Raw genomic sequence first — 23,697 nt, 5'->3', positions numbered from 1 at the left:
GCAAGGTTCCCACAATGTTGCTGGGTCATGCTGTCGGCATGGCTCAGTACAACCCGCGATCACCGTTGTTCGACATACGGAGTCATGGACGGCCCCGGCAGGCGCTGTCCGTGGCGCCTGTGATCGACCTGCAGTCCGAGTACCAGTTCTGGCACGTCTACGAGCGTGTGGTCCGCCCGTTGCCCGGTGGGGGGCTGCGGCTGGCCTGGCTGGTGTGCCAGAAGGTGTACCGGGACCGGTGGCAGCACCCGCACGACAGCGACGAGGCGGCGTTGTCGCGGGTGTTGTTCGGCGGGAACATGACGGCTGACCGGGCGTCGGAGCTGGCGGAGCTGCACGCGCTGGTCAGCCGTCGGGTGGCGTTGCTGGCGAAGCGGGGACGGTTGCATTCCGCAGCCTGATGCCTGCCCTTGGTGGGGTCGACTGTTAGTCGACCGCTCTTCGCATCTACCTCACAGAAGGCCGCGCTTCGCGCACGAGTCGACCAACGGTCGACTCCACCAAGAGCCAACCCGACCGGCATTTCTAAGGCTTTCCCCGATCCAACTGCCGATACCCGATCGCTTCAGCCAGATGCGCCGTCTGGATCACCTCGCAACCCGCCAGATCCGCAATCGTGCGCGCCACCCGCAGAATCCGGTGCATCGCCCGTGCGGAAAGCTGCAGACGCTCAATGGCCTGCTCCAACAGATCCTGATCGGCCTCGCTCAGCTTCGTACAGGCACGCAGCGCCGCCGGTGGCAGATGGGCATTGAGCCCGCCACGCGCCTGCTGCCGGGCATGCGCGGCTTCCACCCGTGCACGTACCGCAGCACTGGGCTCACCCAGCGGCGTACTCTCCCGCAGCTCCACCGCGTCCATGCGCGCCACGCTGATATGCAGGTCGATACGGTCCAGCAACGGGCCGGATACCCGCGCGCGATAGCGGTTGATGCGCTCGTCACTGCACAGGCAGCGGTTGCTGCGGTCACCGGCCCAGCCACACGGGCAAGGGTTCATCCAGATGTTTTGTGAGGAATAGTGCTTGGGAAAAAAGATAAGGTGCGGCAAATTAGCTCTGCTCACCACGGTAGCTCACATTGCATGGCAACTAGAAAGAAGAAGAGTGTCGGCGAGGTCCAAACGGGCCCGGACGGACTTTGGATCACGGTAAGGGCGATCGGTCGGGCGCATGGAGTAGCGTCGATTGACTTCACATTTCTTCGGAGTTGGATCGGACCTCGCGGTCAAGCCGCATTTGTCGATGCAATTGTCAAGCTATCAAGGCGCTACGTCGCGGCCCAGAACACGTACTCGGTTCGCTGCGTCCTTCAGTTCTGGCAGGCCCTCGGTGCAAGAAGGGGGTGGTCGGCTCCAAGTCGTCGAATGAGTTCCGCTGCCTTGGTCGCGCAATTGTCTGATCTTCGGGGTGAGTTCTACGCGGCCAGAGCGGCGGTTGGAGTCGCGCTAACTACGATCACGAATCAGTGGACCAGCTTTGTTCGATTCATCCCCTGTCTTGTTCAGACCGGTGCAATCAACTTCGTCGAATCGAAATTGGCTGCCATCTCCGCTCCGCCTCGCGCGCTCATCATTGCGGATAGGGAGCATGCTGCAAACTCACCAGTGTGCCTGAACAACGCCCCAAAGACTTTGAATTCGGCACAGAACTCATACAACGACAATCTCTTCGAGTCGATCTCAATCGTTGATGGAAGTGCAGAGTACCTAGATCGCTATCAGGAAAAACTTGGGAAGGCAGTAAACACGATTCTCCGCTGCGCAGTGAAGGACTTCGAGGAGTTCGTGGCTCAACGAGAGAGAGGCTTGGCTGAAATTAGCCGTTTCGATGTAGGTTCACTACATGAGCTTAAGGCGCATCGCCGAGGCGGATTCTCCCGAGAGAACTGGGGGCACCTGCTGAATCAAGAGCGATATGAGAAGGGTCTCAGGATTGCCTTGGGGATATGCGTCTTTGATATGGGCGGGATTCCTAGGCAGCGACGCAAATTCGATGTGAAGTCGAGCAAGGCATCCATCTTAGATGGGTCTAGCAGAATCTGGGACTTCGTTTCTTCGTTCGGAAAGAACGAGCTCCTGCCATACCTTGGCATCATGAGTAGCAAGCAGGCGGCGGTCTGCATACTGATCCTACTCATTGAACACCCGATTCTTAACCCGGTGGCGTTGTACAGGGCCAGGATAGAAAGGGATCGTCATGGTGGAACCTACATCTCCTCCGATGGTCTTGTCGGAAAAGGGGGTATTCGCTTTAGCGTGGAGAAGCTGCGTGCGGGTGAGGAGAAGAGTGTGGAGCTTTCGCCTCTTGCCCAGCGAGTTCTTGTGAAGGTCTTCGAGTGGACCGAGCCCGTACGTACTCGGATGATCCAGGAAGGGAGAAGGAAGGATGCAAACCATCTTTGGATTGGCATCAGTAGCCTCGACTACCGTTTGAAAGCCTTCTCGGAGAAAGCGTTCCTGAATGCACTTGGTGCATCTGAAGCTTGGCGCAGTGTCAGGGGAGCCGGCATGGTCACCCGGGCAACGAACTTCGGGGAGCGCCATGCCGAGCTCGCTCCATGGAGAGAGAAGCTCACCTACAAGAATCTACGAATGAACTCCGGAGTGCTAAAGTTCCTTGAGGCAGATGGTGATCTTGTCGTAGCGGCGAGGATATTTGGCCACCGATCGGTCAAGACGACCTTGGGGCACTACGTCCCAAATGCCCTTCGCATCGCCTTGTTTGAGAGGCAGGTTAGGCGGCACCAGAACAGACTGATCGTTCAAGCATTTTCTGATCACGAGCGGCTTCTTGAAGTGTCGGATTTCTCGACGGTTGAGGACCTCCACCTGTTCCTCTCGGGTAGCGCGGACGAGGCTGCTGAAGCTCAGGTTCCCCGCCGTGTGTACAAGGCCGCTTCTCCTGGCGCGGGACTGATCCTCTGTAAGGATCCTGATGCGCTGGCGGTTGCAATGCTCTACCGGGATCGCTTGGAAAGCGCCAGTGCGACCTTCCTGGATCGACCTGATCTCCGGACCGGAGTTGCCCCGCGATTCTGGAGAGACTTTGTGGATGCGCTGACTGCGCCATTGCCCCCGGCATTGATTGAGATCACTGATCTTGTCGAGTGTGCATTGGCTAGAAAGACTGTCATCATTTCTCGCATTCGGCTGCCGGAGATCCGGTGATGGCTCAACTTCCCTCGGAGGTCCTGTCCTTCTTCAGTCGGACCCAAACCGGTTTGAGCCCATTAGTGCGTCCGTGGTGGCTGAAATCCGCGGTCCACGAATCTGTATGGAGAGTTGAGACGGGAAAGAGAGATCTGCGCCAAGTCGGTGAGAAGAGTCGCGGTGGGCAGGTTCTGAGATGGGATCTACTGCTACCAACGGGACGATTGAGCACATCATCTCACGCAGTTATCTGTGAACAATGTAAGGCGTTGATCATCGCCGTAGCGAAGGTCCGTGGATCAACCCGGTCGCTCAGATCAGTTCACGGCGCACTGTTTCTCTTCGCAGAGTTCTTGGCCCTTAAGTACGAAGAGAAGTTCCTGCGTGACGGACTCCTAGTCGCTCATCTGGACGACGTAGAGGCATTCATGGAGTCCTATGCTGAGGCGGGGTCTTGCGGGACGGGGCGGTTCATTGAGCGGCTTAGCTCTTACCTTTCGGCTGAGATTCCGTTGGAACGGTTAGACGCGGATGAGGTTAGGAACCACTTTGGTTTGACGGAAACAAACCAGTTGAGTTTGGTCGCCATTGGCGCGGCTATATCGGTGGACTGGCAGAGGCTGCGCAGTAGTCCCGCATTTCGGAGCCATCTGACCCAGTACGGGTACCGAGGAGAACGCGACTTAAGCCGCGGCGCTCGTACCACCAGCGGCTATGCGGATATCTTTCCGCTACTGGCTCAGGCCTCGCACTCCGTCCAGAGCCTGAGCGCGTGGGCTTTGAGCAATGTTCGCGAGGTTCGCGATGCTTGCCGACCTTTTCGCAGAGAACAGTCGGGCCGCACGGCGACATTGCCACCGACCGTCTGTAGGCAGTTTGTTAGGTCAGCGTGTGCGTGGATGCTTGAGGAGGCGCCTGCATTGGAGGCTCACCTTGCAGGGTTGATTGATGAAATCGCCCAAAGTGGTGACCTTGGCCACCGGTCGCCAACTGCATTGTTGAAGGATGCGGAAGCGCTGATTGAAACCGGTCCACTAGTACGCTGTTCGAGGTTCGTTTCCCAGCGTTTCAGGGAGAGAGGGGATGACAGGTACTGTGATTTGGAACCCTATCGGTTGTTCCCTTTGGTTCTCGGACTGATCCGAATCCATCTAGGAGTTTGCTTTGGACTTGTGGCCTTGTTTGCTTGTGCAAGGAGATCCGAGATCATTGACATGGGGTTGCATGCGCTCCTGACATCTGATGGTCGCTACCACTTGACGATTCACCAGGCAAAGCGGGGGGAAGGGAACGAGAGGCCGAGGTTTGACAAGCCTGTGCCACGTATCGTTGCCATGGCGATATCGATCATGAACAATCTCAGGACGCAACTACTTCGGGTGATGCCCAGGGAGGATGCGTTGCTGGATGATCGCGTGATGTTCTTCGTCGGAATGCAGGGCATCAGGCCATTCAGTGAGAATCATCCGCGCGTCGTTCTCCAGCTCATAAGTGACTACTTTGATCTCCGTGGCCCCGACGGAAAGCGATGGGTGCTTGAGCCTCATCAACTGCGAAGGAGCTTTGCTATGACATTCTTTCATTCGGAGGGGGAAGAGTCATCTCTACCTGCGCTCGCGTGGCTCATGGGTCATCATGATGTCGAGGAGACTTGGAGATACGTGAAGGAGTCTATGACGGGCAAGGAGATCAGTCATGCAGAAGCCTGTTTGGCGATTGCGGCTGTGAACTCAGGTGATGGCTCGGAATCTGCCCAAAAATTGAAGACGCTTCTTCTCGAGCACTTCGGAAGCGACGATCTCGCTGTTCTCGATCATGATGATGTCTTGGAGTATCTGGAGATGCTCTCTGAGGAGCGAAAGATCAGTGTCAAGCCGATTCAGATTACAACCGGCGATCGTAGTACGTTCACAATCCTCATTTCGCACAGAGGGGAATGATGCCAAGGCTCAGTAAAGGACAGGTAGCTGCGGGTGTGCGGGACAAGCAGCTTCGTGCTGAACGGAGTGTTCGGGGCATCATCGCCATCCTGGACGAGGCGGTGGCAGTTGGGTCCCTTCTTGAAGAGCATAGTGATCTCTTTAGACGCATGAGTGATCTTGCCGGGATGAATGATGAGGCTCGAGGCATCTTTCCGATGTCGGTTCGAACACTCAGGAACAATGTGGAATCGCTGTACCCAGGCGGGATGGAAGCGTTTAGGCGTGCCATCGGAGAGCTTCTGGGGGCCGCGAGGAAGCCTGTTGCACAGCAGGAAGATGAGGCTTGGCTGGAGGATGCTGTTCTGGACATGACCGCTAGGTACAGTGATCTCGTGCAACGCTTCAAGAGGCTGGCTCTTGGATCGGAGGTCGCAGCCGATGAGCTAAAGCGACACTTCGATCGGTACCGCGGCTCTAGCTCCCTGCGGGTAGTGAAGTGAAGATTGATGGTGGTTTGTGTAGGAGGGCCAGCAATCAATTCCGGTTACCGGGGGTTGGACGCGTCACCTCGTTCCTCGATAGGGGCGCCGCAGGAGGCATGAAGGTGGTGTTCTTCCCAAACGGCCGTTCTTGCTGGGAAGTGAATGCGTACCTAGTTCATTGCCGACGCCTTGGGCTGACGGTAGGTACGATATCCACCTATGCGAGTGAGCTAAGCCTGCTGGTACGATTTCTGTACTTGCGTCGCCTGGAGCTGAGAGAGATCGATGATGATCATCTGATCGAGTTTGCTGATTGGCTGGTGGTTCGGGATGAGTCCAGCGCAAGGCACATCAATCGTATCCTCTCACGTGTTCTCGCTTTCATTGGCTGGGCCGAATGTATCAGTCTCGGCCCTTCCCAGATCGGCCGGCTTGGTGAGCAGGCGATTATCACGGTTGAAAGGCGCGTGGTGAGGACGAAACGGCTGGACCGGGTGTCCTCGGACAGGCATGCAGCGATGCTTCCAAGTGGTGCAAAGCGAGTCGTACGACCAATGCCTCTTGAGGTATTTCGCCGACTCCTGGCGCAGTGCGAGCGAAGCGCGAAGCGCACCTTTGTAAAGAGTCGCAATCGCGCGATGCTCCTGATACTCGCGGATACCGGGATCAGGCGCGAAGAGCTTGTTTGGATCAGGGTCACCGATGTACTTGATGCATCGAAGGGTGATGGCATGCTGAAGGTGCGGACCTCGAAGAGGAGGGGGAACCCTATACGTCTGGTTCCTGTTCCCGCACTAACTTTGCAGGAGGTCATGAAGTACATCAGGGTGCAACGGGAAATGCATATGCGCCGCCATACCAAGTCCGGACGGGGGAGTCGCGACAAGGGTTGGGTCTTCTGCTCTCAGAGCGGTTCAAGGCTAGCTGCTGCAACGGTGAGCCAGACTTTCTCGGATCTGCGGGCGCTTGCCGGAGTTTCAGAGCGCGCTACGGCTCATATGCTTCGACACAGGTACATAACTCTTCAGGTCATCGATCGGATCAAGAGGCTTCGAAACATTGGGATTCTTGGCGTTGAGGCAGCAGCAACGGTACTCGCACAGGTGGCTTCTTTAAGCGGCCACTCCAATCCTACTAGCATGTGGGACTACATTGACTGGGCCTATCAGGAAATGGCCTCGGATGCCGAGAACCGCGGGACCTTGGAGATTGGCGAGCTCATCCGGGAACTGGAGGTTTTTGGTGATGCGGCGATAGAAAGCTCCGAAGGGAAAGCCCTGCTTAGCCGGGTTCGTAGCGCACTTGCTTCGCAGCTTGAGAAGGCTCCGAAACTGGGTGTACTCGCCCACCAAGGGATGGGGCTGGGATGAACTGCTTGTGCAGGGGCGCCGGTGGTATGGGTGAGAGCCCTTTGCTGTTGGTGTGGTGCGGGCGATCCAGCACCTCTAGTAGCCGGAAGCGACGTCCATCGAACAGGGCGTCACTGGGGACAGTGAATGTCCTACAGAGTATTGGGTGTCGTGACCACCTTGATCGGTTGCCGGCGACGCCGTAAAAAGCGCCTTCTTCCTTGCGGATGCGATGCACACGCTTGTGGTCGTCCCACCAGGCGTCCCAGCGAAGCATCACCAACACGGGCTCACAGCCATAATGGATGCGCGCGTGAGTGCCCGAAAGCACATGGTTCGCGTTCCGAGTCGCCCTTGCACTGACCGGAATTCAATCGTTGGCGGTCGTGCTGTTCGCTGGCGTCGTACTTCGAGCGTGTAGCTCGTTTCCCTCGGTGCCCTCTCCGCTGGATGCTCAGGCATTCTGGGCAACGGTAGCGTGCTTGATCGTCGGCCGCACCGTCTTCGCTATAGGTTCCCAGAGCCTTGGGCCAGGCATTGCTCGGTCACGCGTGTTGCGCTGCTGGTCGGAACCGAACCGCTTTCGGAGCGCTATTTGACTCTATTTGGATGGGTGAGGTCATTGGAAAAGCGGCTTGGGCGGGGGCGAGGCCGGACAGTCCGGAGGAGCGCTTGGGCTGGCGCCGATACCGATTGTGCTCAACGTCCCGCGGGAACCAGCCCAAAGCGCATCAGCTGAGCGGGTGCAGCTGGGCTGCTGACGTGAAACTCTGATATCCGCTTCTGGCCGAAAGCGGACGCTTAGCTCAGTGGCTGTCTATACGGCACATTCCTGGTCGGCGTGCTGACGGAGATTACCAAGTGGGTCAAGCGGAGCGGGCGAGGGATTGAACGGCGCTCCGGCAATAGCACACGCGTCGGCTGGCGTCGCGGCAGGTGAGATGGGCTGGGCTTAGCTTTTTGCCAAACTCGGCGGAAGGCGGCATAGTCTTGCACATATTACCGATCAAGCACTTAGCGGATATTCCCATGGCCAAGAAGGGCAAGGCAGCCAACCAAGCTCTCTTTGAGGAAGACTACGTGCTGCGGTCACTCGGGCGGATTGGCTATGACCCAGATATGGCGCTCACTGAGCTGGTGGCCAACACGTGGGATGCAGGGGCTGCCAGGGTTGCCGTGATCATCCCCGAGGAAACAAGTGGCATGCTGTCGGTCGAAGACGATGGCCACGGGATGACCGAGGACCAGTTTCGCAAGCGCTGGATGACCTTGGGATACAACAGGCATCGAAGCCAAGGGGCGAACGTCCAGTTTCCTTCCGAACGCGACGATTGGGTACGCATGGCCTTCGGACGCAACGGTATTGGTCGCCATGGCTTGTTGTGCTTTTCTGATCATTACACGGTCGAAACTTGGACAAATGGCGTTCTTTCTACCTTCGTGATTGGGACCCGAAATCAGCCGTCGCCGTTCTACATCCAAAGCCATGAGACAGCCACCCGTTCGGGCCATGGCACCCGGTTGTTGGTGGAGGTTGAACGCCACCGCCCAGATCCAGATCGGATCAGGACGGTCCTGTCAGGACGCTTCCTGCACGATCCGCAGTTCGTCGTTTCGGTGAACGGCCAGTCCGTCCCGCTGTCTGAGCATGAGGGCCTTCTGGAGGAACGCAAGATTCAGGTCGAACCTGGCTTTGATGTCACGGCGTATGTGGTGGACACAACACGCACAGCGAAATCCACCCGCTACCAAGGCGTAGCGTTTTGGGTGAGCAATCGGTTGGTCGGGCTGCCGAGTTGGACCGTTGGGCCGATGGTCGTTCTGGATGGGCGGGTGCGCTTTGCCAAGCGCTATGCCCTCGTGATTGAGTGCGGATCGGAGTGGCTTTCCGAAATCGAACCAGACTGGTCGAAGTTCAAGACTACGGAGCGAACTGATCACCTTTTCGAAGCGGCCAACGGGTATGCCCAGGAAATGGTCGAGAAGTTGTCGGCCCACCTGATCGAGGAGAACTCAGAAGACGCGCTCTACAAGAATCGAGAGGATCTGCGGACGCTACCTAGGCGATCCATGCTTGAAGTAGCCCAGTTCACAAAGACCGTGGTGCATGACCAGCCAGGGATACCGCCGGAGACCCTCAACAAGGTCGTCAAAGCGGTTATCAAGATTCAGAAGGCACGAAGCGGTTCAAGTTTCCTTGACAAGCTGATGCAGCTGGATGAGCACGACATCGACGGGCTGGATCGATTGCTAGGACAGTGGACTGTGGAGGATGCGCTCACGGTTCTGGATGAGATCGACAGTCGTTTGTCCATCATTGCCGCCATGGAGAAGCTCAGCGGCGACCCGGAAGCTGACGAGTTGCATACCCTTCATCCGCTCGTGACGCAGGCGCGTTGGCTGTTTGGGCCGGAGTTCGACAGTTCGGAGTATGCGTCGAACAACACCCTGCGAACAGTCGCCACCAGTCTATTCAAAGCGAGAAAGCAGAATCAGACCTTTGCTAATGCTGCGAAGCGCCCCGACATCGTCGTCCTCTCCGATGCCACTCTCTCAATCGTCGGGACGGAAAGTTTTGATACCGGCAAGGATCAGCTCGTGATGATGCGCGATGTCCTGCTCATCGAGTTGAAAAAAGGGCGTTCTGAAATCGGTCGCAAAGAAATGAATCAGGCGGCAGAGTATGTCGATGAACTTGTCTCCAGCGGAGGCATACAGGGTGGGCCTTTCTTCCATGCCTTCGTGGTCGGCCATTCGGTCGCATCCAATATCCCAACTGTCAATAACCTGGAATACAACGGAGCCCAGCGCGGACGGGTAACAGCGACCACTTACAACCAGCTCGCATTGACAGCAAACCGGCGCCTCCATGGGCTAAAGGCAAGAATACCCTCACGGTACGAGGAGGTTTCTGGTTACGAGCTTGTCCAGAAAGTCATGGGGACGCCAAGCCAAGCATCGTTCGCTCCGCTGGCAGAGTAGGGCGGTGTCTAGCCCGGGTTAGGCGATCGCTTATGGCCGAAAGCAGACATCGTTGACGAATCCCGCTGGGGCAGAGCTCCCGGAAGGCCTATTCAGAAACCACGTTCATCAACTGCTAGTGTTCGAGGGGAAGCCGCCCTGGCAGCCGTATGAAGTATGTGGACGAGGAGATCTGCAGATGAACAACCTTGATGACTGGCTTGCAAAAGCCGCAAACGCAACGCGCGCAGATGCCAGCGCGGGAACCGATGCGCTGCTGGCCCGCCTGGCCCAGGAGCCGCCACCTGCCAAGTGGGCGGGACGCCGCGAGCTCCGCCGCGCTGTGACCTGTGCTGCGTTGTCTGCGGTGCTGACCTGTGGCGGGGTGGGCTCTGCATTCCTCGTCACCCAGTCCAACCCGCGGCCCACCTGGGTCGCGGCGCCGTCTGCCATGTCCCCCTACGCCCTGCTGGTGGAACGCTGATGGCTATCGGAACCGCCATGCGCCTGCCTTTGGCGACCTTGGCCGGCGCGGTCATCGGCGTGGTTTGCGCCCTGGGGATCGGCTGGGGCTGGCACTACCTCAACCCTGGCCACAGCGACCTGCATGAACGGCTGCACGCCGTGGTGCCCCTGGACAATTCGGAGAAGGACATCCTGCAGGCCAAAGAGCAGCTCTTTGCGACGCGCAGGGGCGAGATCGAGGCGCGCTTGCGAATCGCCAACCGTCAACTTGCCGATGCCATTGCGGCCGATCCTCGCTGGAGTCCGCAGGTAGAGGCGGCAAGCAGGGAGGTCGAGCGTGCGGCGGGTGATCTGCAGCGTATCACGCTGGAGCACGTCTTCGAGATGCGTGCAGGGCTGAAGCCCGATCACCGCGCTGCCTACGACAAGGCGCTGCTGGACGCACTGCGCAACGATTCCCCTTGAAAGCATGGCCTGAGCGTGACGATCGAGGAAGACAACAACTGGGCCGTCGAAGCTGCTGCGGGTGACCCAGCGGCATTCGCGCGCCTGGTGCGCAGGCACTCGCCGGCCATCACACAGATGGTGCGAGGCATGGGCGTTCCGGAAACCGACGTGGACGACGTCGTGCAGGAAACGTTCGTGTCGGCGTGGCGCGCGTTGGCTGAGTATGACCCCGCTCGCCCGGTGCTTCCGTGGTTGATGCGTATCGGAATCAACAAGGTTCGCGATACCCAGCGTTTCCGCCGCGTGCGTTACTTCCTATTCAAGGCCCGGCCCATCGACGATGAAGAGAGCCGGACGCTGGTATCGGACCAGGCCGGCCCGGAACAGAGCGCCAGTTCCAGCCTTGAACTCGCCAGCGTGATGCGCGTGCTCGACAGCATCGATCCCGCCTTACGCGAGGCACTGGTGCTGACGGCATTCGTCGGTCTGTCCCAGGTTGAAGCGGCCGCTGCGCTGGGAATCAGCCTGAAAACGATCGAAGGCCGCGTACTTCGCGCCCGGGCAAAACTGGCCTCGGCGTTGGGTCGTTAGAAAAAAATCTCCCAGATGTGAGGGGAGCGGCACACAGGCCGCGTAGTGCATGAGACGACCGCTGATGCGGCATCACTGCACTGGACCCCTGGATGAAGTACTCATTGCTTGCCTTGTCGACACTGCTGGCGCTGTTCGGCACATCGGTGGCGTGGGCCGCCGACGCGCCCACCTACGAAGATCTACTGGAACAGAGCAGGGCGCAATCGCCTTACCTGCAGGAAAAGCGCTTCGACACCGCAGCGGCCGCCGGCGATGCCCGGCAGGCCAGAGCATTGCGCAACCCCACTATCGACGGCCTTGTCGAGAATCTCAACGCACCCTTAAGCAATGGCAGCAGCCAGCGCCAGACGACCTACACCCTAACCCAGCCGCTGGAGATCTTCGGCCAGCGGAGCGCGCGTATCCAGGCGGGCGAGAAGGGCCTGCAGGCGGCCGAAGCTCGGCAACACCAAGCGCAGGTTGAGTTCTCGGCAGCGCTGGCGGTGGCCTACGCCGCTGCCGAGGCCAGCCTGATTCGCCGGGCAATCGCGCAGGAGGATGTGGAGCGCGCCGAGGGCGACCTGCGTGCGGCCAAGGCTCTGGTGGAAGCTGGCAAAGAGGCCAGCCTTCGTTCCGCCCAAGCCCAGGCCGGCCTGAGCGCGGCGCAATCGGCTGCTGCCAGTCGCGATGCCGAGACGACGGCTGCTCTTGAGCAGTTGTCGGTGCTGGCCGGCCAGACCGAGACGTACTCAGGTGTGGGCCAGTCCCTTCTAGAGCGCGACTGGCCAACGGTGGGCGCAACCGCAGGCGATGCCACGGCGGTGCTGACAGCCAAGGCGGACGTGGACGCTACCGAAGCCCAACTGCGTATCGAAAGGCTCAAGCGTGCGCCGGACCTGAGCGTGTCTGCAGGGCGTCGCAGCTTTGCAGCAGGTGGGGACGCGCTGGTCGTGGGCCTTTCGCTGTCCGTGCCGCTGTTCGACCGCAACAGTGGCGGCATCAGCGCCGCCCGTGCCCGTACCGACGCGGCCAGGGCGCGATTGGACGCTGCGCGCCTGCAGAGCCAGGCAGATCGCGCTACCGCGTTGTCCCAGGTGGCTGCGGCACGACGCGGCCTCGAGGCAGCTGCCGAGGGTGAAAAAGCCGCGGCCGAGGCCTACCGCATGGGCCGTCTGGGGTACGAGGCCGGCCGCACGCCCCTGGTGGAACTGCTGCTCAGCCGCCGCACGTTGACAGAAGCGCGGCTGACCGTGGTCGATGCGCGCCTTGCCCGGGTCCGTGCCTACGCATCACTTGCAATGGCCAATGGCCAGATCGTCTTCGGAGACCGTTGAATGAAGCGAAACACCCCTTCCGTGAATACTCTGGGCATGCTCGGCGTCGCCGCGCTGGCGCTTGGCGCAGGCTTCGGCATCGCCCGCCTTTCGCAGTCCTCCAGCGCGCCTGCCCCGGCAGACGCTGCGCCCACTGCCGCTGAAGATACCGGCGGCGTGCAGGCCGTTGCCATTCCCGATGCATATCTTGGAGCAGCCGGTATTGCCGTGGAGGCTGTCACCTCTGCCGACGTGGCAGCCAACATTGGCGCAGCAGGCTCCGTCGTTGCCATTCCGGGTGGCGAAGCCGTGGTTGTATCCAGGGCCGCAGGCAACGTGACCGAGGTGCTTCGCCAGGTGGGCGACAAGGTCGCCAAGGGCGATGTCCTTGCACGGGTCGCCAGCCCTGATGGCGCACGCATTGCAGCAGATCTGCGCGTGGCCAATGCCGGTCTTTCCCTGGCGCAGAAGAACGCCAGCCGGGACCAGTCGCTGTTGGCGCAGGGGGTGCTTGCCCGGCAGGAGGCCGAAGCCAGCCAAGCTGCCTACCTGTCGGCACAGGCCGAAGCGCAACGGGCTGCGCTGGTGGCTCGCACCGCCAACGTCGATGGCGGCGGCAGCGTTTCGGTGGTCAGCCCCATCGCCGGGACCATCAGCAGTTCCCAGGCCACACTGGGTGTATTCGTTGAACCACAGGCCACCCTCTATCGCGTCACCGGCTCGAACGGCGTGGAGGTGCAGGCATCGGTGCGCGCGGGTGATACCAGCCGGATCCGCTCCGGTGATCCTGCCACCATCGTGCGCTCTGACGGCACCGTGGTATCAGGCAAGGTCCGTTCTGTAGCGACGGCGGTGGGAGGATTGACTCGAGCTGCAACCGTGGTGATTACGCCGGAAAACGCTGGCGCCGGACTTGTCGTCGGTGACGGCGTGCAGGTGCGCCTTGTGGCGTCAGCCGGGCAGTCCGGTGGCATGTCCGTTCCCGAAGAAGCCGTGCAGAACATCGATGGCAAAGACGTGCTGTTCGTGCGCACGGAGAAGGGGTTCAACGCCCAGCCCGTGTTCGTAGGCGTGCGTAGTGGTGGAATGGCGCAGATCCTCTCCGGTGTTTCCGCAGGAACCCGCGTAGCAACCCGCAACGCCTTCCTGGTGAAGGCGGAAATGAACAAGTCCGGCGGAGACGAGTGATGATCGAACAGGTGCTTACAGGTGCCGTGCGGCACCGCTGGCTGGTGTTGTTCATCACGCTGGTGATCTCGGTCATCGGTGCCTGGCAGTTGAACATGCTGCCGATCGATGTCACCCCGGACATCACCAACAAGCAGGTGCAGATCAACACCGTCATCCCCACGCTCAGCCCGGTGGAAGTGGAAAAGCGGGTGACCTATCCCATCGAGACCGCGATGGCGGGCCTGCGCGGCGTTGCCAACACGCGTTCGTTCTCGCGCAACGGTTTCAGCCAGGTGACGGTCATCTTCGATGAAAGTGCCGATCTGTACTTCATGCGCCAGCAGGTCACCGAGCGCTTGACCCAGGCCCGGCCGCAGCTTCCCGAAGGCGCCGAGCCGCTGATGGGGCCGGTTTCCACTGGCCTGGGCGAGGTATTCCACTACAGCGTCGAGTTCACACACCCCGATGGCAAGGACGCGCCACGCAACGATGGCAAGCCCGGATGGCAGAGCGATGGCTCGTTCCTGACCGATCAGGGCGATCGCCTGGCCGATGACATGGCGCGCCTAGCGTACCTGCGCACGGTACAGGACTGGATCGTGCGCCCGCAGCTGCGCACGACGCCGGGCGTGGCTGACGTCGACAGCCTGGGCGGCTATGTGAAGGAGTATGTGGTCGAGCCCAATGCAGCCAAGCTTGCTGAGTATGGGTTCTCCTACACCGACCTGGCGAACGCGCTGCAGGATGCAAATCTTTCGGTGGGTGCGGACTACATCCAGCGCTCTGGCGAATCCTATCTGGTGCGAGCTGATGCCCGTATCCGTTCGGTGGATGAGATCGCGCGGGCCGTGGTGGGTAACCGCAACGGTGTTCCGGTCACGGTGGGTGATGTTGCGCGGGTGGTGATCGACGGCGAGCTGCGGCGAGGTGCCGCCAGTCGCAACGGCTACGAGACGGTAGTGGGCAGCGCGCTGATGCTGGTGGGCGCCAACAGCCGCACCGTGGCCGCCGCCGTCGGCGACAAGCTCAAGGAGATCAGCAAGACCATGCCGCCGGGCGTGAGCATCGTCCCGACGCTGGATCGCTCGCAGTTGGTGGTGGCGACCATCAAGACCGTCGCCAAGAACCTGACGGAGGGCGCGCTGCTGGTGGTGGTCATCCTGTTCGCGTTGCTGGGTAACTGGCGTGCGGCAGTGATTGCTGCACTGGTAATTCCGTTGTCCCTGCTCATCACCGCCATCGGCATGAACAAGCTGGGCATCTCCGGCAACCTGATGAGCCTGGGAGCGCTGGATTTTGGACTGATCATCGACGGTGCTGTGATCATTGTCGAAAACTCACTGCGACGATTGGCCGAGCGTCAGCATGCCGAAGGTAGAATCCTCACTCTGAGCGAGCGCCTGCACGAGACCATCGCGTCCTCCAAGGAGATGGTCCGCCCGACGATCTACGGACAGGCGGTCATCTTCCTCGTCTTTGTTCCGTGCCTGACGTTCCAGGGCGTGGAAGGCAAGATGTTCTCGCCGATGGTGATCACCCTGATGCTGGCGCTTGCATCGGCCTTTGTCCTCTCGCTGACATTCGTTCCGGCGATGGTCGCGGTCATGTTGAAGGGCCACATCTCCGAGAAGGAAGTGCGTGTAGTGGCGGCCACGAAGAGCCGTTACCAGCCGTTGCTGCGCAATGCGATCCGGCAACCGATGCCATATCTTGCCGGCGGATTGGGCGTATTGCTGGCCGGCGCGGTGGCGTTCTCCTTCGTCGGACGTGAGTTCATGCCGACACTGGACGAGCAGAACCTGAACCTGTCCTCCGTTCGTATTCCCTCCACCTCCATCGAACAGTCGGTGGCCATCGATCTTCCCTTGGAAAGGGCTGTGCTGACGCTTCCCGAGGTGCAGACCGTCTACTCCAAGGCGGGTACGGCGAGCCTTGCCGCAGACCCCATGCCGCCAAACGCATCGGACAACTACGTCATCCTGAAACCGAAGGACCAGTGGCCTGATGGTGTGAAGACCAAAGAGCAGGTCATCGAGCGCATCCGCGAGAAGACCGCGTTCCTGGTGGGCAACAACTACGACGCCACGCAGCCGATCGAGATGCGCTTCAACGAGCTGATCGGTGGTGTGCGCAGCGACGTGGCGGTGAAGATCTACGGCGAAGACCTGACGGCCTTGGCCACCAGCGCAGACAAAATTGCTGCTGTGCTGAAGAAGATTCCCGGGGCATCGGATGTGCGTGTGGCCCAGACCGGTGGCTTCCCGACCTTCGACATGGCGTTTGATCGCGCAGCGATCGCCCGCTATGGCCTGACCGTGAAGGATGTGGCTGATACGGTGTCGGCCGCGTTGGCCGGACGCCAGGCGGGCCAGATCTTTGAGGGCGATCGCCGCTTCGATGTGGTGGTTCGGCTGCCCCGCGTCGACCGAAGTGATCTGGACGTCCTGGGTGCGGTGCCGGTCATGCTGCCGCCGGGGAATCAGGAAGGCAGCCCTTCGGTGCCGCTGCGTGAGCTGGTCAGCTTCCGCTTCACGCAGGGTCTGAACGAGGTGAGTCGTGACAACGGCAAGCGCCGGATCTATGTAGAGGCCAACGTAGTGGGGCGTGATCTGGGCAGCTTCGTGGACGATGCCAAGGTAGCGATCGCACAGCAGGTGCAACTGCCGACCGGCTCGTGGATCGAGTGGGGCGGGCAGTTCCAGAACCTGCAGGCAGCTACCCAGCGTTTGGCCATCATCGTGCCGCTGTGCTTCATCCTGATTGCCGCGGTGCTGTATATGGCCATCGGCAACGGGCTGTTGACCGGCACTGTGCTGACGGCCGTACCGCTGGCGCTGGCCGGTGGCTTCTTCGCGCTGGCCTTGCGTGGCATTCCGTTCTCGATCTCGGCAGCAGTGGGGTTCATTGCTGTTTCGGGTGTGGCGGTGCTGAACGGACTGGTGTTGATCTCCGCCATCAAGAAGCGTCTGCATGACGGCATGGAGCCGGACGAGGCGGTGGAGCAGGGTGCAATGGAGCGCGTCCGGCCCGTGTTGATGACGGCCTTGGTTGCTTCACTGGGGTTTGTGCCCATGGCGATCGCAACCGGCACGGGTGCTGAAGTGCAGAAGCCGTTGGCAACCGTGGTCATCGGCGGCCTCATCACGGCCACCGTGCTGACCCTGTTCGTCCTGCCGGCACTGTGTGGGCTGGTGCTGCGCAGGACTGCGCGCAGGAAGGCAGCGGGCATCGAGGACCCACTGCCGGCGCCGGAAACCGATTGAGTACGTTCCCTTCCACAGTTTCACGCCCGGCCCTGCGGATCGTTCTACGATCCGCAGGGTATTGGCATTTCTGCACTCCATTCCTCCGAGGACAGCCATGATCGAGGTTCTCCGTTTTCCGACCTTCAGGAATCTGTTCGCTGCCCAGGTGATTGCGTTGGTCGGTACTGGCTTGGCGACCGTGGCGCTTTCGCTGCTCGCCTATGACCTGGCTGGCGCGCAGGCCGGCCAGGTGCTCGGCACGGCACTGGCCATCAAGATGGTGGTCTACGTCCTGCTCGCGCCTATGTCCGGCGCGGTCGTGCCAGCCAATCTGCGTAAGCCGGTCCTGATCGGGCTTGATCTGGTGCGCGCGGCCGCGGCACTGTGCCTGCCTTTCGTGAATCAGATCTGGCAGGTGTACCTGCTCATCGCTCTTCTGCAGTCGGCATCAGCCTGCTTCACGCCGCTGTTCCAATCGACCATTCCGGAAATCCTCAAGGAAGAGCGCGACTACACCCGTGCATTGTCCTTGTCGCGGCTGGCGTATGACCTGGAAAGCCTGCTCAGCCCTGCGCTGGCGGCGGCCCTGCTGACACTGATCAGCTTCCATGGCCTTTTCGCCGGTACGTCGGTGGGCTTCGTCTGCTCAGCGCTGCTGGTCGTGGTCACGGCATTCCCCTTCGTTGCAGCCTCGCCGCGCAAGGAAGGCCCCTATGCACGGGCCATCCGTGGCATGCGTATCTATCTGAAGACGCCTCGACTGAAAGGCCTGCTGGCGCTGAACCTGTGCGCTGCCGCGGGTGGTGCGATGGTATTCGTCAATACGGTGGTGGTCGTGCGCAACGTGCTGGGCGGTGCTGAAGCCCAGGTCGCCTGGGCCCTGGCTGCGTTCGGCGGCGGCTCGATGCTGATGGCGTTGGTTCTTCCCAAGGTACTGGACCGCGTACCGGACCGTCGCGTGATGCTCTCTGCAGCCAGCATGATGCTTGCGGTGCTTACCGCCTTGGGGGTTACGTGGTGGCTGACGCCCTCCGCGATCGGCTGGCCCCTGGTGCTGTCCGGCTGGGCATTGCTGGGCATGAGCTACGCCGGCTTGGTGACACCAGGCGGCCGGCTGCTACGGCGCTCGGCAGAGTCCACTGACCTTCCTTTCCTGTTCGCCGCGCAGTTCTCGCTTTCCCACGTCTGCTGGCTGATTGCCTACCCACTGGCCGGTACCGTGGGGGCACGCCTGGGCATGCCGGTGGCGGTTCTGGCGCTCGCGGTGGTGGCCTGCGCGGGGCTTCTATTCGCCTGGCGTACCTGGCCTGCGAATGATCCTGACGCAATCACCCACCGACATGATGATCTCCCTGCGGACCACCCGCACATGCAGGAACACGCGCATACGGAACAAGGCCACTCGCACCGTTTTGTCATCGATGACAACCATACCCGTTGGCCCGGTTGAACGACGAGTCACCAGAGATGCCCAGTAGCGCGCGCACGCTGAACAACCCCCCTTTTTCGTGTCGACTTTGATCCAGCAACACACTAGTCTTTGAGCATGACATCACTGCGCCGGATATCGAATGTGCGACTGCTCACCAGCATCTTTCTGATGCTGGTGGCAAGCATGTTCCTGCGCCCGGTGCTGAATCATCTTGGCGAGCTGCATGGTCTGCAGCACATGGTGCAGACCGCAGCCGAACATGGACATCCGCACGCGGGCGATCGTGATGCTGCAGATCGGGATCCTCTGCACGCGTCGGGCGGCCATGGCGTGCTGCACCAGTCCGATCTGGGCGGGTCACTTGGCATCCTGCTGGACGTAGCACTCCACGATCCAGCCATCGGCCGTGGTGCGCACCCTTGGCATCGCCAGGCAGCGTTCATTGCCCATCACTGCTCATCGTTGTTCAGGCCTCCCATCGTCGCGGCCTGATGCCGGGCGCATGTCTGCCGCGCTGCCTGCTTTCTGCGGGCATGCGGCTGGCTTGCGGCTAGACGCATCGCGGTTCCCCTCTGTATTCCGGCCACGATCCGGCTGACTCCTGCGCCACCGCGCGGTAACGACGTGCATGCGTGCCCTGGCACACATCTGCATGGCGTTGCCGTGCGCCTGTGGCGGGGCGCGGCGCGGAGGACCGTGGCATGTCATGTCACTCAAGAACTCCATCATGATCCCCAGACCACATTCCGGGCTATCCACCCGTACCCATCCCATGGCCATGCCGTCGCATTGGCCGCGCACGCTGCTCGCAGCGATAACCATGCTGTTGCTTGTTTTCACTGCCGATGGTGCTCTGGCGCATGCCATCGCCGAGGGCGACAAGGGTTACATCCAAGAGATATCAGGGGTAAATCTGATCGCCTTCGCTTACCTGGGCGCCAAGCACATGGCCACCGGGTATGACCACATTCTGTTCCTGCTGGGCGTGATCTTCTTCCTTTACCGGATGAAGCATGTCGCGCTGTACGTCACCCTGTTTGCCATCGGTCATTCCACGACTATGCTGCTGGGTGTGCTCTTCAATGTGGGCATCAACAGCTATCTGATCGATGCGATCATCGGCTTGTCAGTGGTCTACAAGGCGCTGGATAACCTCGGTGCCTACCAGCGTTGGTTCGGCTTCCAGCCCAATACCAAGGTCGCGACACTGGTGTTCGGACTGTTCCATGGCTTTGGCCTGTCCACCAAGATCATCGAATACGACATCTCCCCCGATGGTCTTCTGCCGAACCTGCTCGCCTTCAACGTCGGGGTGGAAATGGGGCAGATGCTTGCCCTGGGCGCCATCCTGATTGTGATGGGCTACTGGCGCCGCACCGCCAGCTTCTTCAAGCACGCCTACTTCGCCAACGCGGCAATGCTCTGCGCAGGTTTCGTCCTGATCGGCATGCAGCTGACCGGCTACGCCATTTCCTGAATCCTTGAGAGATCCCTACCATCATGTACAACAGCAAGCCCCTCGAAAGTGACCTCCCCAGCAGCCGTCAGCTGGCGCGCACTACCCTCATCGCCGCCGGCATCGCCGTCGTGCTTCTCATCGGTGTCGTGCTGCCTGCGGAACACGCCGTGGATCCGTTGGGTATAGGCCGAATGCTGGGTCTGACCGAGATGGGACAGATCAAGCAGCAACTGTCCGAAGAAGCCGCAGCGGATGCGGCCATGGATGCCCGGGCCGAGGAGGGCCTCGCCGTGCTCACCCAGGTCTCCACGCGGGATCGCCAGACAGTCGAAGTCACTTCCAAGCCGGCCGCTGCTTCGGCCTCAGCGCCCGCAGCTACGGAGTGGCGTGACGAAGCCGAAGTCGTGCTGGCGCCCGGTCAGGGTACCGAAATCAAGCTTTCCATGAAGGAAGGCGAGCGTGCGACCTACACCTGGTCGGTCCAGGGCGGGGTGGTGAACTTCGACACCCATGGTGACGGCGGTGGTCGTGCCATCAGCTATGAGAAGGGGCGAGGTGAGGCGTCCGACCAGGGCGTACTTCTGGCCGCCTTTACGGGCAACCACGGCTGGTTCTGGCGCAATCGCGGCGAGGAACCGGTCACCCTGCTGCTGCGTACGGGCGGGCAGTATGAACAGCTGAAGAAAATGTAAGACCAGGCCAGGAGGGCGTGCCCGGGGCAGCCGGGTACGCTCCTCTGCAAACATTCGTCCTACCATCTCGACAAGGCCACGTGCCACATTTACCCTAGATCCCATGCGTCTTTCCGCCCGCCACCGTGTGCTCGCCCGCATCAGCCTTTTCGCGCTGATGCTGCTGAGTGTTGTGGCGCGGCCGATGGTGATCCAGCTGAGCGAACTGCATGGTCTGGAGCACGACATCGCCGCTGCGTTCGACCATGGGCATTCCCATCCGGCCGGAGCCAGTGACAACCTCGACGACGACCACGCCTCTGGTGCGCACAGCGTGCTGCACCAGGCAGACGCAAGCTTCGCAGGGAGCCTGTTCAATGGCCACCACCAGGTAGTCGCTCTCGCACTGAGCGCCGACGTGCCCGCATTGCGGCTGCTGCGCGTGCCTTTGGGTTATCCCGCCTCGCCCTTCCGGCCTCCGATCGTCTGACAACGCCTGCCGCGTCCGCGCGGCCTGTTCTGCTGCCTGCCTTAGCGGGCGGCAGCGCGTTGTTCTAACATCTTTCCGGAGGCTTCCGTGAAATTCCGTAGTGTGTGGGCGCTGGCCATTGCCGGCGCCTGCGGTATGGCCGTGCCTGGCCATGCCGCCGAAGTTCTGCGCCTGGAGGAAGCGGTCGCCCGCGCCCTGGGCAGTCATCCGAGCGCCGCAGCTGATGCCGCCCAGCTGGAGGCAACCCGCAGCCGTGCAGCCCGGGAGGGCCTGCCGGCGCCAATCATTCTGGGCGGGGAACTGGAGAACGTTGCTGGCAGCGGCAGCGTTTCAGGGATGGATGCCGCTGAGGCAACGTTCCGCGTATCCCGCCTGCTGGAACTCGGCGGCAAGCGCGCTGCGCGACAGGCATTGGGCGGCGCGGAGATCGACGCGGCCCAACGGGCAGGGGACGTGACTCGCGTAACCATCGCCACCCGAGCCGCAGGACGGTTCATCGATGTGCTGGCCGCGCAGGAGCATGTGGAACACGCGCAGGAGCGCATCGCGATGGCGCGCGCCCTGCAGCGAGAGGTCGGGCGTTGGGTCTCGGCGGCGCGCAATCCTGATTCCGACCTGCGAGCGGCAGAAATCGCAGTTGCCGACGCCGAACTCAAGCGCGATCAGGCGCTGGAGCGTCTGGAGTCGACACGCCATGCGCTCGCAGCTTCATGGGGTGCGTTGACGGTCGACTTTGGCGCCGTCGCTGGTGATACCTCGGTGCTGCCCCCCTTGAGCAGTTCCAGGCGATGGCCGCGAAGCTGCCTTCGACACCTCAGCAACAGCTTCTTGAGTCCCAGGCAGGCGTGCTGACCGCGCGCCGTAACGTGGCGCTTGCCGCCGCCCGGCCAGATGTCAGCGTGGGCCTGGGCATTCGCCGGCTGGAAGCCACCAAAGACAGCGGATTGGTGATGTCGGTTTCTGTCCCATTGGGCAGCCGCAAGCGATCAGCGTATTCCGTTTCTGAAGTCGACCACGAGCTGTCTGCCCTCAGTGCCCGGCGCCAAGCGCAGGCCGTTGAACTGCAACAGGAACTTTTCGATATCTACCAGCAATTGCGGCAAGCGCAGCTGGAGGTCGAGTCGGTACGCGAACGCCAGCTGCCCAAGGCCGAGGCAGCACTGAAGCAGAGCCGGCGCGGCTTCGAGGAGGGCCGATTCTCCTATCTGGCGCTGGGCCAGGCGCAGAAGACCCTGTTCGACCTTCGCGAGCGCGAAGTTGAAGCCGCCGCCCGCTATCTCCGACTGCTGGTCGAGGCAGATCGCCTCACCGCCTCCGCTCTGGACATCCGCCCATGAACCGCTACGCATTCCTGATCATGTTCCCCTTGGTCCTTTCCGCCTGCGGCGGTGACAAAGCCGCGACCGAAGCCTCTACCGAGACAGCTGCCGCATCCGCCGACTACGAACGAGGGCCGAATCGAGGGCGCATGCTGCGTGACGGCGATTTTGCCCTCGAGATCACCGTTTACGAAACCAACACGCCGCCACACTTCCGTCTTTACGCGTATCGCAACGACAAACCGATTCCGCCTTCCGAAGTGCAGGCGAGCATGCAGCTCAAGCGTCTGGACGGCGAGGTCAATACCTTCAGCTTCAAGCCGGAGAACGGCTACCTCGTCGGCAGTGGGGAGGTCACTGAGCCGCACTCGTTCGATGTGGTGGCCGAAGCCACCGCAGCAGGCAAGTCCCATCGCTGGAACTACCCCTCCTATGAAGGCCGTACGCGAATCGAACCACAAGCAGCTAAGGACGCGGGCATCGTGGTGGAAGCAGCAGGCAGTGCCAGCATCCGCGACACAGTGACCTTGATGGGCAACGTGACGGTCAACACGGCGCGGCAAGCCGCAGTGAAAGCACGCTTTCCCGGCGTGGTGCGCAGCGTTGCAGTCGAGATGGGCCAGCGAGTCAGTGCGGGCCAGACTCTGGCCACGGTGGAAGGCAACGACAGCATGCGCAGCTATGCCGTCATCGCGCCGTTTGGCGGAATTGTGTTGGCGCGTAATACCAGCGTTGGGGACGTGGCGGCAGACAACACGTTGTTCGAGATCGCCGACCTCTCCGAGGTATGGGTAGACCTGCGGGCACTGGGCACCGACGCCGAGCGGCTTGCTGCAGGCCAGGTGGTGACGCTTCGCTCAGCCACTGGCGCCCATGAAACCCAAGGACGGGTGCAGAGCCTGCTCCCCTTGGCCAGTGCCGGCCAAAGCGTAGTCGCACGGGTCAGCATCCCCAATGAAGACGGCCGGTGGCGCCCGGGTATGGCCGTGTCGGCCGAGGTCGTGTTGTCCGAAACCCAGGTCCCGTTGGCAGTCAAGGAATCCGGGCTGCAGCGCTTCCGTGACTTCACCGTGGTCTTCGCACAGGTGGGCGACACGTATGAGGTGCGCATGCTTGAGCTCGGCAAGCGCGATGGGCAGCTGGTCGAGGTACTCGGTGGCCTCAAGCCCGGTACCCGTTATGTCAGCGAGCAAAGCTACCTGATTCGCGCGGACATCGAAAAGTCTGGCGCGAGCCACGATCACTGAGG

General features: G+C 61.2%; 20 protein-coding genes and 1 pseudogene. 20 read left to right on the top strand and 1 reads right to left on the bottom strand.

Features of this window, described 5'->3' with window-relative positions:
* Positions 1-14: 14 nt before the first annotated feature.
* Positions 15-401, top strand: a complete 387-nt coding sequence (locus ACSYS9_RS22935; RefSeq protein WP_071227714.1) for a hypothetical protein — start codon at positions 15-17, stop codon at positions 399-401.
* A 124-nt stretch (positions 402-525) separates the two neighbouring features.
* On the opposite strand, the pseudogene ACSYS9_RS22930 reads toward ACSYS9_RS22935, so the two are convergent.
* Positions 526-999: pseudogene (locus tag ACSYS9_RS22930) on the bottom strand (ATP-binding protein); the annotation flags it as partial.
* A 366-nt stretch (positions 1,000-1,365) separates the two neighbouring features.
* Between ACSYS9_RS22930 and ACSYS9_RS22925 the strand changes: the two are divergent.
* The 19 genes from ACSYS9_RS22925 to ACSYS9_RS22835 all read left to right on the top strand — a co-directional run bounded on the left by ACSYS9_RS22925 (position 1,366) and on the right by ACSYS9_RS22835 (position 23,695).
* Positions 1,366-3,168, top strand: a complete 1,803-nt coding sequence (locus ACSYS9_RS22925; protein WP_143048170.1) for a hypothetical protein — start codon at positions 1,366-1,368, stop codon at positions 3,166-3,168.
* A gap of 881 nt (positions 3,169-4,049) precedes the next feature.
* Entirely contained in the window at positions 4,050-5,090 is a 1,041-nt protein-coding gene (locus ACSYS9_RS22920) for a hypothetical protein (protein ID WP_440568628.1), read from the top strand.
* Positions 5,091-5,125: 35 nt separating this feature from the next.
* Complete coding sequence (locus ACSYS9_RS22915) at positions 5,126-5,572, top strand: hypothetical protein (protein ID WP_046984166.1); 447 nt, start codon at positions 5,126-5,128, stop codon at positions 5,570-5,572.
* A gap of 239 nt (positions 5,573-5,811) precedes the next feature.
* A complete protein-coding gene (locus tag ACSYS9_RS22910) occupies positions 5,812-6,924 on the top strand; it encodes a tyrosine-type recombinase/integrase (protein ID WP_177179488.1) in 1,113 nt (370 codons plus the stop codon).
* Positions 6,925-7,932: 1,008 nt separating this feature from the next.
* Positions 7,933-9,885 carry an ATP-binding protein gene (locus ACSYS9_RS22905; protein WP_071227722.1) on the top strand — a complete coding sequence of 651 codons (1,953 nt, stop codon included), beginning with the start codon at positions 7,933-7,935 and terminating at the stop codon, positions 9,883-9,885.
* Positions 9,886-10,063: 178 nt separating this feature from the next.
* Positions 10,064-10,348, top strand: a complete 285-nt coding sequence (locus tag ACSYS9_RS22900) for a CnrY/NccY family anti-sigma factor (protein WP_046984168.1) — start codon at positions 10,064-10,066, stop codon at positions 10,346-10,348.
* Entirely contained in the window at positions 10,348-10,794 is a 447-nt protein-coding gene (locus ACSYS9_RS22895; protein WP_046984169.1) for a periplasmic heavy metal sensor, read from the top strand. The genes ACSYS9_RS22900 and ACSYS9_RS22895 overlap by 1 nt, the downstream gene beginning before the upstream one ends.
* 15 nt (positions 10,795-10,809) lie before the next feature.
* Complete coding sequence (locus tag ACSYS9_RS22890) at positions 10,810-11,367, top strand: RNA polymerase sigma factor (protein ID WP_143048169.1); 558 nt, start codon at positions 10,810-10,812, stop codon at positions 11,365-11,367.
* Positions 11,368-11,480: 113 nt separating this feature from the next.
* Positions 11,481-12,683, top strand: coding sequence for a TolC family protein (locus tag ACSYS9_RS22885; RefSeq protein ID WP_160314165.1), 1,203 nt, complete (start codon positions 11,481-11,483; stop codon positions 12,681-12,683).
* Between the two features lie 156 nt (positions 12,684-12,839).
* Positions 12,840-13,850: an efflux RND transporter periplasmic adaptor subunit gene (locus ACSYS9_RS22880; RefSeq protein ID WP_275575464.1), complete on the top strand. Its 1,011-nt coding sequence runs from the start codon at positions 12,840-12,842 to the stop codon at positions 13,848-13,850.
* Complete coding sequence (locus ACSYS9_RS22875) at positions 13,850-17,095, top strand: CusA/CzcA family heavy metal efflux RND transporter (protein WP_071227708.1); 3,246 nt, start codon at positions 13,850-13,852, stop codon at positions 17,093-17,095. The genes ACSYS9_RS22880 and ACSYS9_RS22875 overlap by 1 nt, the downstream gene beginning before the upstream one ends.
* Positions 17,096-17,156: 61 nt before the next feature.
* Positions 17,157-18,527: an MFS transporter gene (locus ACSYS9_RS22870; RefSeq protein ID WP_427916529.1), complete on the top strand. Its 1,371-nt coding sequence runs from the start codon at positions 17,157-17,159 to the stop codon at positions 18,525-18,527.
* A gap of 96 nt (positions 18,528-18,623) precedes the next feature.
* Positions 18,624-19,001, top strand: coding sequence for a hypothetical protein (locus ACSYS9_RS22865; protein WP_143048168.1), 378 nt, complete (start codon positions 18,624-18,626; stop codon positions 18,999-19,001).
* Positions 19,002-19,362: 361 nt separating this feature from the next.
* On the top strand, positions 19,363-19,986 hold the full coding sequence (locus ACSYS9_RS22860) for a HupE/UreJ family protein (protein ID WP_197593503.1): 624 nt from the start codon (positions 19,363-19,365) through the stop codon (positions 19,984-19,986).
* Between the two features lie 23 nt (positions 19,987-20,009).
* A complete protein-coding gene (locus tag ACSYS9_RS22855) occupies positions 20,010-20,660 on the top strand; it encodes a transmembrane anchor protein (protein WP_071227707.1) in 651 nt (216 codons plus the stop codon).
* Positions 20,661-20,763: 103 nt separating this feature from the next.
* Positions 20,764-21,129 (top strand): hypothetical protein, encoded by a 366-nt coding sequence (locus ACSYS9_RS22850; protein ID WP_046984178.1) that lies wholly within the window; start codon positions 20,764-20,766, stop codon positions 21,127-21,129.
* Positions 21,130-21,216: 87 nt separating this feature from the next.
* The gene (locus tag ACSYS9_RS22845) at positions 21,217-21,981 is read left to right on the top strand and encodes a TolC family protein (protein WP_440568622.1); all 765 of its coding nucleotides are present in this window, start codon (positions 21,217-21,219) and stop codon (positions 21,979-21,981) included.
* Positions 21,918-22,466 carry a TolC family protein gene (locus ACSYS9_RS22840; protein ID WP_440568620.1) on the top strand — a complete coding sequence of 183 codons (549 nt, stop codon included), beginning with the start codon at positions 21,918-21,920 and terminating at the stop codon, positions 22,464-22,466. Before ACSYS9_RS22845 ends, ACSYS9_RS22840 begins: the two co-directional genes overlap by 64 nt.
* Positions 22,463-23,695: an efflux RND transporter periplasmic adaptor subunit gene (locus ACSYS9_RS22835; RefSeq protein WP_046984179.1), complete on the top strand. Its 1,233-nt coding sequence runs from the start codon at positions 22,463-22,465 to the stop codon at positions 23,693-23,695. Before ACSYS9_RS22840 ends, ACSYS9_RS22835 begins: the two co-directional genes overlap by 4 nt.
* Positions 23,696-23,697 lie beyond the last annotated feature (2 nt).

This window comes from Stenotrophomonas sp. STK17_22 (assembly GCF_051983905.1).
Lineage (GTDB): Bacteria > Pseudomonadota > Gammaproteobacteria > Xanthomonadales > Xanthomonadaceae > Stenotrophomonas > Stenotrophomonas maltophilia_A.
The sequence above is the reverse complement of the archived record's forward strand: the minus strand, read 5'-3'. Positions and strand labels throughout refer to the sequence as shown.

Bases quoted from the DNA above. Each gene is read 5' to 3' on its own strand.
- ACSYS9_RS22920 (WP_440568628.1), top strand. From the start codon at position 4,050: ATGCTTGAGGAGGCGCCTGCATTGGAGGCTCACCTTGCAGGGTTGATT.
- ACSYS9_RS22905 (WP_071227722.1), top strand. From the start codon at position 7,933: ATGGCCAAGAAGGGCAAGGCAGCCAACCAAGCTCTCTTTGAGGAAGAC.
- ACSYS9_RS22855 (WP_071227707.1), top strand. From the start codon at position 20,010: ATGTACAACAGCAAGCCCCTCGAAAGTGACCTCCCCAGCAGCCGTCAG.
- ACSYS9_RS22925 (WP_143048170.1), top strand. From the start codon at position 1,366: ATGAGTTCCGCTGCCTTGGTCGCGCAATTGTCTGATCTTCGGGGTGAG.
- ACSYS9_RS22865 (WP_143048168.1), top strand. From the start codon at position 18,624: ATGACATCACTGCGCCGGATATCGAATGTGCGACTGCTCACCAGCATC.
- ACSYS9_RS22850 (WP_046984178.1), top strand. From the start codon at position 20,764: ATGCGTCTTTCCGCCCGCCACCGTGTGCTCGCCCGCATCAGCCTTTTC.
- ACSYS9_RS22895 (WP_046984169.1), top strand. From the start codon at position 10,348: ATGGCTATCGGAACCGCCATGCGCCTGCCTTTGGCGACCTTGGCCGGC.
- ACSYS9_RS22835 (WP_046984179.1), top strand. From the start codon at position 22,463: ATGAACCGCTACGCATTCCTGATCATGTTCCCCTTGGTCCTTTCCGCC.
- ACSYS9_RS22840 (WP_440568620.1), top strand. From the start codon at position 21,918: ATGGCCGCGAAGCTGCCTTCGACACCTCAGCAACAGCTTCTTGAGTCC.
- ACSYS9_RS22875 (WP_071227708.1), top strand. From the start codon at position 13,850: ATGATCGAACAGGTGCTTACAGGTGCCGTGCGGCACCGCTGGCTGGTG.
- ACSYS9_RS22900 (WP_046984168.1), top strand. From the start codon at position 10,064: ATGAACAACCTTGATGACTGGCTTGCAAAAGCCGCAAACGCAACGCGC.
- ACSYS9_RS22935 (WP_071227714.1), top strand. From the start codon at position 15: ATGTTGCTGGGTCATGCTGTCGGCATGGCTCAGTACAACCCGCGATCA.